The sequence below is a fragment of the Mycolicibacter senuensis genome (genome assembly GCF_003284925.1).
GTDB classification, from domain to species: Bacteria; Actinomycetota; Actinomycetes; order Mycobacteriales; family Mycobacteriaceae; genus Mycobacterium; species Mycobacterium algericum_A.
The window spans coordinates 1-8,501 of the sequence record NZ_QMEX01000146.1 but is presented as its reverse complement, the minus strand read 5'-3'; the positions used below and the strand labels follow the sequence as shown (position 1 = coordinate 8,501).

At 68.2% G+C, this 8,501-nt stretch carries 7 protein-coding genes; 2 read left to right on the top strand and 5 right to left on the bottom strand.

Annotated elements, in window-relative coordinates; genetic code table 11:
• Positions 1–147: 147 nt before the first annotated feature.
• A complete protein-coding gene (locus DQP56_RS20560; protein ID WP_112688599.1) occupies positions 148–1,521 on the top strand; it encodes an HNH endonuclease signature motif containing protein in 1,374 nt (457 codons plus the stop codon).
• 102 nt (positions 1,522–1,623) lie between these two features.
• Here DQP56_RS20560 and DQP56_RS20555 read toward each other — a convergent pair whose 3' ends face one another.
• The 4 genes from DQP56_RS20555 to DQP56_RS20540 form a co-directional block, all read right to left on the bottom strand.
• Positions 1,624–2,379, bottom strand: coding sequence for a hypothetical protein (locus DQP56_RS20555; protein WP_112688597.1), 756 nt, complete (start codon positions 2,377–2,379; stop codon positions 1,624–1,626).
• A 647-nt stretch (positions 2,380–3,026) separates the two neighbouring features.
• Positions 3,027–4,070, bottom strand: coding sequence for a hypothetical protein (locus tag DQP56_RS20550; protein ID WP_112688601.1), 1,044 nt, complete (start codon positions 4,068–4,070; stop codon positions 3,027–3,029).
• 159 nt (positions 4,071–4,229) lie between these two features.
• On the bottom strand, positions 4,230–5,987 hold the full coding sequence (gene glpD / locus DQP56_RS20545; protein WP_205868939.1) for a glycerol-3-phosphate dehydrogenase: 1,758 nt from the start codon (positions 5,985–5,987) through the stop codon (positions 4,230–4,232).
• Positions 5,988–6,004: 17 nt separating this feature from the next.
• Positions 6,005–7,429 (bottom strand): NAD(P)H-quinone dehydrogenase, encoded by a 1,425-nt coding sequence (locus tag DQP56_RS20540; RefSeq protein ID WP_112688593.1) that lies wholly within the window; start codon positions 7,427–7,429, stop codon positions 6,005–6,007.
• Positions 7,430–7,471: 42 nt separating this feature from the next.
• Between DQP56_RS20540 and DQP56_RS20535 the strand changes: the two genes are divergently transcribed.
• The gene (locus tag DQP56_RS20535; protein WP_112688591.1) at positions 7,472–7,963 is read left to right on the top strand and encodes a gamma-glutamylcyclotransferase family protein; all 492 of its coding nucleotides are present in this window, start codon (positions 7,472–7,474) and stop codon (positions 7,961–7,963) included.
• Positions 7,964–8,147: 184 nt separating this feature from the next.
• On the opposite strand, the gene DQP56_RS20530 is transcribed toward DQP56_RS20535, so the two are convergent.
• A partial coding sequence (locus tag DQP56_RS20530; protein WP_114475784.1) for an endonuclease domain-containing protein occupies positions 8,148–8,501 on the bottom strand: 354 nt, incomplete at its 5' end.

Below are 8,501 nucleotides of genomic sequence, written 5' to 3'. Positions count from 1 at the left end.
CGGCGGGTCATCGCGGTCAGGGCCTTCCGGGGTTTCTATACGTCGTGGTGAGTGTATCCCGCCGAACCCATTGGTAACTGTATTCACTTGCGTCACAGTGGCTTTCAGGACGGCAACCTTGTCGGGGGGTGTCGTTACCATTAGCACATGTGTTCGAACCGGGATGAGGTGGGCGGGGCTTTCGACGCCCTGCGCGCCGGGCTGGATCGGGTGCTGGACTTGTCGTTCGACGCGCTGACCACACCGGAGCGGCTGGCGCTGCTGGAACGCTGCGAGGAGCTGCGGCGCCGGCTGCCCGCGCTCGAACACCCGCTGATCAACCAGCTGGCGGCGCAGGCCAGCAGCGACGAGTTGGGCGGCAAGCTGTCCTGGGCCATGGCCGACCGGCTGCGCATCACCCGCAAGGAGGCCCGCCGGCGCATCGCCGCCGCCGCCGATCTCGGCGAGCGCCGCAACCTGGCCGGTGAACCGCTGCCGCCGGTGCTGCCCGAGACCGCCGCCGCGCAGCGCGACGGGGAGATCGGCGACACCGCCGTCGAGGTCATCCGCGACTTCTGGCACCGACTGCCGACGAACGTCGACGCCGAGAAGCGGGCGCGCGCCGAAGCAGAGCTGGCCGAGCTCGGCCGCGACCATCGCCCCGACGAATTGGCCAAGCTCGCCGACCGGATCACCGCCCACCTCAACCCTGACGGGACCTTCTCCGATGTCGACCGGGCCCGTAAGCGCTCGCTGGTCATCGGTAACCAGGACGCCGACGGGATGAGCCCTATCAGCGGCTGGCTGGAGCCGGGGGCCCGCGCCGCCATCGACGCGGCCCTGGCGCGCTGGGCCGCACCGGGGATGTGCAATCCCGACGATGAGCGCCCGTGCCTCTCCGGCACCCCGTCGCAGGCAGCCATCGACAACGACCGCCGCTCGGCCGCGCAGCGCAACCACGACGCGCTGGCGGCCATGGGCGCCAACCTGCTGGCCTCCGGCGCGCTGGGCAGCCATCACGGGCTGCCGGCCACCATCGTCGTCTCGGTCAGCCTGGCGGAGCTGCACGCCGGCGCGGGCAAGGCGATCACCGCCGGCGGCACCTGGCTGCCGATGCGCGACGTGATCCGGCTGGCCTCCGACGCGCATCACTATCTGCGGGTCTACGACGGCGCCAAGGAGATCGCGCTGTATCACACCAAACGGCTCGCCAACCCCGGGCAGCGTTTGGTGCTCTACGCCAAGGAGCGCGGCTGCACCCATCCCGGCTGCCCGGTTCCGGCGCTGCTCACCGAGGTGCACCACAACAGCGACTATGCGCGCAGCCGCCGCACCGACATCGACGACCTGACGCTGCGTTGCGGGCCGCACCATCGGCTGCTGTCCGGGGCCTGGCGCACCCGCAAGCGCCACGACGGAGTGATCGAGACGCTGCCCCCGCCGCACCTCGACCGCGGCCAGCCGCGCACCAACAGCTACCACCACCCGGACAAGCTGCTGCGCGACCGGGCCGACGGCGACGACGACCCCGAGCATCCGTAGCCGCGGCCTGGTGCGCGAATCCCCCGGCGTACCAAAGCCACATCGGCCACAACCGTCGGGGGTTGTGGCCGATGTGGCTTAGTGAGTGCTGACTACTGCGGCTTAGCCGAGGCCGAGCATGTCAAAGATGCCCAGGTCGCCCAGGAAGTCGGTCAGCGTGGTGGCGTCGGTCACCGGGTCGGCGCCATAGCCGAGCAGGCTGGTCAGCAGGCCGCCCAGCGTCTCCGCACCCAGGGTTCCGGTGCCGTCCGGGTCGCTCAGCGTGCCGCCGAGGGTGATGCTGCTGATCACGTCGTTCCAGTCAGCATCGGGGTCGATGTCCAGCAGGCTCGCAATCGACGCAGTGTCCAGCTCGCTGTCGACCAGCAAGTCGTTCAGGGTCGTGGTGGACGTGATCCCCAGCATCTCGTTGAGCAGGTCGGCCAGCGAGGTGTCCGGCGACAGACCGAAGAACGGCAGGTTCAGCAGGCCGGCGTAATCACCGAGACCGAACATGCCCAGCAGATCGCCGATGCTGGTGCCGGCACCGTCGCCGCCGATGAAGCCGCCGAGCAGCGAGTCGATCGGGATCAACCCAAGAGGTACCGGCACGCCGCCCTCACCCGGCAGCGTCACCTCGTTCAGCAGCGCGCTGAAGTCGGTGGAGAGCAGACCGAGGGTGAGCTCGTCGATCGAGACGCCGTCGGGGTTCAGCGCCGCCAGCAGGTCAGCGAGGCTCGAGCTGGTGGTGATGCCCTCGCCGAACAGTCCCAGGACCTGGCCCATGTTGCCGAAGTCGAGGGCGGTCAGCAGCGTCTGCAAGCTCTCGGCGAAGGTCGGGAAGTCGCCGTCGGCGGTCAGCACGTAGTCGTGATGCACCGACGCAGACAGGCTGCTAGCAACTGTCGGCGCGACTGCGACGCCGCCGAATAAAGCCGCTCCAGCAAATGCAGTGCTGGCGACCAATGCGCCGGTTTTAGCCATGAAGCCGCGCGGCGCAATCGGCGTGTCAAGGGTGAGTGTGGACATGTAGTGGGTCCCCCTTCTGGGATCAAACATGGTCGTTCCGTGATTCGTACAACGAAGATTAACTTATTGTATCCTCAGTCACTTGTCAACTCATCTGCCAACTTTTTCGCACGCGTCAGCAATCGGTATTTCCAGGAATATCGCAGCTCATAGGCCTCAGAAGCGCAGTTCTGCAACGACGACACCATGACAGAGCAACCATCCCTCGGCGATGCGCGATTATCGCTTGCTCAGGTTTTTCTAGGCTTTCCGAACTTGTGACCGGTCTTGATTCGATCGCAATAACTTCCCGCAGTTCAATTTCGCGGATAACCGTCAAACGGTATGAATTTTAGCGGTCTAAATACCAGCTAATTCTTGGGTCTGAGCGAAATACGCACACCGCTCCGCAGCGAGTTTACAGCAAAGCAAGCGCACCCGCTTCGGAGAATTGGTCTGGTTAGAAAAACACACCCGGCCAGTTGGCCGGGTGTGGAGGGGCTAGCGCGGAATTCCCGCTACCAGAGCAGGCCGAAGGCCTCCAGGATGGCGGTGATCGGCGTGTCGCCATCGATCACCAGGGTGCTGTCCCCGGGCAGGAAGCTGCTCAGCAGCGTGCCCAGCGTCTGGTCCCCCCATATTTCGCCGGAGGGGTCCAGGAACGTGCCGCCGAAGGGGAACAGGGAGACGTACTCATCCCAGGGCTGGCCGGGGGGCATGCCGAACAGCAGGCCGAGCGTCGCGTTGTCCATGGTGGTGCTGTCGGTGGCGCTGACGGGGAGGGTGTGCAGGTACTCACCCAGGGTGTCAGCCGGCGCATAATGCGGATTCGAGGCTGTCACGATTCCCAGGACCACGGTGTTCCTGGTGACCTCTGTGGTTGGTGCCAGCAGTATTCCGCTCAGCCAGTCAGCAAGGGAGCTGTTGGTGGTCAAGCCAGGATGGTCACAGGTAAGACCGCAGTTGAGGATGTTGTAGTTGTCGATCCCCAGCGCGTTGACCATGCTCCCGAACTGGCCGAGCAACGTGCCCAGGCCCACGGCGTCGGCCAAATCTTGGAGCGAGTGGTCGCCGGCGCCGTCGCCCAGAACCACATCGATCAGCTCACCGAGATCGAGATTGCCGATCGGCACGCCGTCGACCAGGAACATGCTGCCCAGGCCCAGGATGGAGTCGACGGTGGTGCTGTAGAGCGGGTCACTCAGCGAGAGCCCGAAGATCTCGGCGACGCCGTTGAGGGTGTCGCCATCCGGGTTCATGGCGGCCAGGAAGTCCGCCACCGTCGTGTCGATGGTGAAGGCTCCGGTTCCGAACCCACCCAGCACCGCGTTGAGGTCGCCCATGCCGAAGTCGTCGAGCAGGGTCTGCAGGCTCTCGGCGAAGGTCGGGAAGGCGGTCAGCGCCGTCTCGTGCTGCACCGCCGCGAACGGCGAACCCGGAAGCTCCGGCCCGGCCGCCGCGACACCGAGCAGGCCGGCGCCCGCCAGGACAGTGGCGGCGGCCAGGGTGCCGCTCTTCGTCCTCAGCGCGTGCGGGCGCGCCCCCCCGAAAACCTCCGCCATGGACCACACCTTCCCCGTCCCCGGATCCCCCATGTGATCCAGCTGATGGGAAGGAAAATAATTGCCCTCTAAATGACTGTCAAATATAAGTTAACGCTTATTTCAGCCTAAATGCATGGTTTTTTTGGCGGAGTAAGCCCCGAAGTGATGAATCGGAGTTCATGGAAGCGGAATCGGTTCCAGAATCTCTGTCCTGGCTTCGGGTGCCCTCGCCCGCAGCTCGTCCGCCGAGGCGTCATCGGGCTGTTCCTGCGACAGGATCTCGGCCTCCACCCGGGCGGTGTAATTGGCCACCTCAGCGTCCACCGCGGCGTCGTCCCAGCCCAACACCGCCGCCATCACCTCGGCGACTTCGCGGGCACAGTTCACCCCGCGATGGGCGTACTCGATGGAGATCCGCGTCCGGCGGGCCAGCACGTCCTCCAAGTGCAGCGCGCCCTCGGCGGCGGCGGCGTAGGCGACCTCCACCCTCAGGTACGTGGGCGCCTCGGCGATAGGGTCCAGCAGGTCCGGCCGGTCCTCGGCCAGCGCCAGCACGTCATGGATCAGCGAGCCGTAGCGGTCCAGCAGATGGCGCACCCGATACGGGTGCAGGCCCTGCTCGGCGCCGACGTGCTCGGCCTGGTTGACCAGCGCGAAGTAGCCGTCGGCACCCAGCAGCGGCACCTTCTCGGTGATCGACGGGGCCACCCGGGTCGGGATGAACTCGGCGGCGGCGTCGATCGCGTCGGCGGCCATCACCCGGTAGGTGGTGTACTTGCCGCCGGCGATCGCCACCAGGCCCGGCGCAGGCACCGCCACCGCGTGCTCCCGCGACAGCTTGGAGGTGTCATCGTTCTCCCCGGCCAGCAGCGGTCGCAGCCCGGCATAGACACCCTCGATGTCGGCGTGGCTCAACGGGGTGGCCAGCGCGGTGTTGACGTTGGCCAACAGGTAGTCGATGTCGGCCTTGGTGGCCGCCGGGTGGGCCAGGTCCAGGTTCCAATCGGTGTCGGTGGTGCCGATGATCCAGTGCGTGCCCCACGGGATGACGAACAGCACCGACTTCTCGGTGCGCAGGATGATCGCCACCTCGGACACGATCCGGTCGCGCGGCACCACGATGTGCACGCCCTTGGAGGCCCGGACGTGGAACCGGCCGCGCTGGCGCGACAGCGCCTGGATCTCGTCGGTCCACACCCCGGTGGCGTTGACCACCACGTGACCGCGCACCTCGGTCGTCGCACCGTTCTCGGAGTCGCGCACCGTTACCCCGGTCACCCGGTCGCCTTCCCGCAGTAGCGCCACCACCTGGGTGGAGGTGCGGATGACCGCTCCGTAGTGCGCCGCGGTGCGCCCGACGGTCAGCGTGTGGCGGGCGTCGTCGACGACGGTGTCGTAGTAACGGATGCCGCCGATCAGCGCGCTGCGCTTGAGCCCCGGGCACAGCCGCAGCGCGCCGGCGCGAGTCAGATGCCGTTGCGCGGGAAGCGATTTCGCCCCGCCCAGCTGGTCGTAGAGGAAGATGCCGGCGGCGACGTACGGCCGCTCCCACCACCGGCTGGTCAGCGGATAGAGGAACGGCAGCGGTTTGACCAGGTGCGGCGCCAGCGTGGTCAGCGACAGTTCGCGTTCGTGCAGCGCCTCGCGCACCAGGCCGAACTCCAGCTGTTCGAGGTAGCGCAGCCCGCCGTGGAACATCTTCGAGCTCCGGCTCGACGTCCCGGCGGCGAAGTCCCGCGCCTCGACCAGCGCGACCTTGAGGCCGCGGGTGGCCGCATCCAGCGCGCAGCCGGTGCCGACCACACCGCCGCCGATCACCACCACGTCGAACTGCTCGCTGCCCAGCCGTTCCCAGGCTTGCGCTCGTTGGTCAGGTCCCAGCGTGCTCACGCCTGCCAGGCTACGTGGCGCGCCGGACCGGCCCGGGCGTGACACCCGGCGCACTGCGCGGGTCAGTCCAGGTCGTCGTGCGTCATCAGCCGCCGGGCCGCCTCGGTGAGCGAGCCCGACAGCGACGGATACACCGCCAGCGTCTGCGCCAGGTCGGCCACGGTGATCCGGTTCTGCACCGCCAGCGCGATCGGCAGGATCAGCTCCGAGGCGATCGGCGCCACCACCACCCCGCCGATCACCACTCCGGTCGCCGGCCGGCAGAACAGCTTGAGGAAGCCGTGCCGCATCCGGCTCATCTTCGCCCGGGCGTTGGTCTGCAACGGCAGCATGACGGTGCGCGCGGGCACCGTGCCGTCGTCGATCTGGGACTGCGGCACCCCGACCGCGGCGATCTCCGGGCGGGTGAACACCGCCGCGGCCACCGTCCGCAGCCGGATCGGGGCCACCGCGTCACCCAGCGCGTGATACATCGCGATCCGGCCCTGCATGGCCGCGACCGACGCCAGCTGCAACAACCCGGTGCAGTCTCCGGCGGCGTAGATGCCGGGAACCGTGGTGCGCGACACCCGGTCGACTGGCAGATAGTCGCCGGGCTCGAGCTTGATGCCGACCCGCTCCAGGCCCAGCCCGGCGGTGTTGGGCACCGAGCCGACCGTCATCAGCGCGTGACTACCGGTCACGGTGCGGTCGTCGGTCATGGTGACCAGCACGCCGTCGGGCGTGCGGGTCACCGAGGCGGCCCGGGCGTTTTTGACCAGGGTGACGCCGCGCTCGGCGAACGAGCGTTCCAGCACCCGGGCGGCGTCGGGGTCCTCGTGCGGCAGCACCCGGTCGCGGCTGGCCACCACCGTCACCGGCACGCCCAGCTCGGTGTAGGCGTTGACGAACTCCGCGCCGGTGACCCCCGAGCCCACCACCACCAGGTGTTCGGGCAGCGTGTGCAGGTCGTAGAGCTGGCGCCAGGTCAGGATGCGCTCGCCGTCGGGCTCGGCGTGCGGCAGGGTGCGGGGGCTGGCCCCGGTGGCGATCAGCACCACCTCGGCGTCGAGCACCCGCTGCGCACCGCCGTGTTCGGTGACCAGAACCCGGTGATGCGCCAGCCCGGGCTCGGGATCGATCAGCTCCCCGCGGCCGGCGATGACGTCGATGCCGGTGTTGACCAGCTGGGTTCTGATGTCGGCGGACTGCGCCTCGGCCAGCGACTTGACCCGCTGGTGGATCTTGTCCAGCTCGATCTCGGCGTCGGTGAAGTGGATGTCGAAGCCCAGGTGCGGGGCCCGGCGCAGCTCGGTGCGCACCCCCGAGGAGGCGATGAAGGTCTTCGACGGCACGCAGTCCCACAACACGCAGGCACCGCCGATGCCGTCGGCGTCGACCACGGTGACCGTCACCACCTCGGGCCCCTTGGCCGCTGCTACCAGCGCGGCTTCGTAGCCGGCCGGACCGCCGCCGATGATCACGATGCGCGTCGAGGCAGAAGTCACAGCGACCAACTTATCCTCGACACGACGTTTAAGCTTTCTGCCGTGCCGCTCTACGCCGCCTACGGGTCAAACATGCATCCCGAACAGATGCTGCAGCGGGCACCGCACTCTCCGATGACCGGAACCGGCTGGATACACGGCTGGCGGCTGACGTTCGCCGGCGAGGACATCGGCTGGGAGGGTGCCCTGGCGACCGTGGTCGAGGATCCGGGGTCGAGCGTGTTCGTCGTCCTCTACGACGTGACCCCCGAGGACGAGCAGAACCTGGACCGCTGGGAGGGCTCGGACTTCGGCATCCACAAGAAGATCCGCTGCCGGGTGGACCGGGTGGACGGCATCACGTCGGATCCGGTGGACAGCAAGCCCGAACCGGTGCTGGCCTGGCTGTACGTGGTGGACGCCTGGGAGGGTGGGCTGCCGTCGGCGCGCTACCTCGGTGTGGTGGCCGAGGCCGCCCAGATCGCCGGCGCGCCGGAGGAATACGTGCGCAATCTGCAGACCCGCCCGGCCCGCAACATCGGCCCCGGGAGTTAGTTCCCCGTGCGCGAGCGCCCGCTCGGCCGAGCGGGCGTGTTTGCACAGCGACACGCCGGTGTGCTCGTACAACTGTGCACCCTCGGGGGCGGATTCGGGGACGCGGGCCGAATCAGGGACGCGGGCGGATTCGGGGATGCGGGCCGAATCAGGGGCGCGGGCGGATTCGGGGATGCGGGCCGGTCTAGGCGGCGGCGCGGGCCAAGTGCGTCTCGATGCGGCGGACGGTCTGCCAGGGCTGGCGTCGTACATCGTCGGCGATGATCGGGATCACCACCCAGCCCAGCTCCTGCAACGCAGCACGTCGCTGCCGCTCGTAGACGAACGCTTCCGGCCCCTCATGCCAGACGACCCCGTCGTACTCGACCGCCACCCGCTGCTCGGGCCACGCGAAGTCGACCCGCCAGATCCGGTGATTGCGATCCAGGATCTCGTACTGCAGCACCGGCACCGGCAGACCGGCGTCGATCATCATCAGCCGCGACTCGCTCTCCATCGCCGAAGCCGCCAGCGGGTCGGCCAGCGGCAGCAGATCGCG

Bases quoted from the DNA above. Each gene is read 5' to 3' on its own strand.
- DQP56_RS20560 (WP_112688599.1), top strand. From the start codon at position 148: ATGTGTTCGAACCGGGATGAGGTGGGCGGGGCTTTCGACGCCCTGCGC.
- DQP56_RS20550 (WP_112688601.1), bottom strand. From the start codon at position 4,070: ATGGCGGAGGTTTTCGGGGGGGCGCGCCCGCACGCGCTGAGGACGAAG.